This window comes from Massilia hydrophila (assembly GCF_020208145.1).
GTDB classification, from domain to species: Bacteria; Pseudomonadota; Gammaproteobacteria; order Burkholderiales; family Burkholderiaceae_D; genus Telluria; species Telluria hydrophila.
This window is the reverse complement of record NZ_JAHYBX010000053.1, coordinates 1-456: the sequence shown is the minus strand read 5'-3', so window position 1 is coordinate 456 and position 456 is coordinate 1. Positions and strand designations below refer to the sequence as shown.

Sequence of the window (456 nt, the reverse complement as noted above, 5' to 3'; positions counted from 1 at the left end):
TCCCAACCATGATTGCCACGGATGGTTTGCGGGCGTCGAGTGGCGTCGAGCGGTGGTGATCTCACGGCGTCATAGCTATGATCGAGGGCAACGACAGGGGAGCATCGTCGGATGCTGAGAGTGGGCACTGCCCAGACCCTCGAACCTGAACCGGTTAGGACCGGCGTAGGGAGTCGGGCTCTTCGCGCTTTCGCGCCCCTTCCGAATGAGCGGAAGGACTTCTATGACCAACGACAAACTCACCGTGCGATACCGCACTATCGACATCGTGACCCCAGTGATGATTGCTGTGGCATTCGGCGTCATCTTCCTCGGTTATGGAGCGGTATATAGCCTCCTCAAGCCGGCCACGTCGGTGTATCTGCCCATTGAGGGCATCCTTTCTGGCATCTGGTTCCTGCCGGCACTTCTTGCCGGGCTCATCGTTCGTAAGCCGGGCGCAGCCTTACTCTCCGA

At 59.4% G+C, this 456-nt stretch carries 1 protein-coding gene and 1 riboswitch; the gene reads left to right on the top strand.

What is annotated here, in order from left to right:
• Positions 1 to 85: 85 nt before the first annotated feature.
• A riboswitch (TPP riboswitch) is annotated at positions 86 to 189 on the top strand.
• A gap of 34 nt (positions 190 to 223) precedes the next feature.
• A partial coding sequence (locus LE190_RS21460; protein ID WP_225240610.1) for an ECF transporter S component occupies positions 224 to 456 on the top strand: 233 nt, incomplete at its 3' end.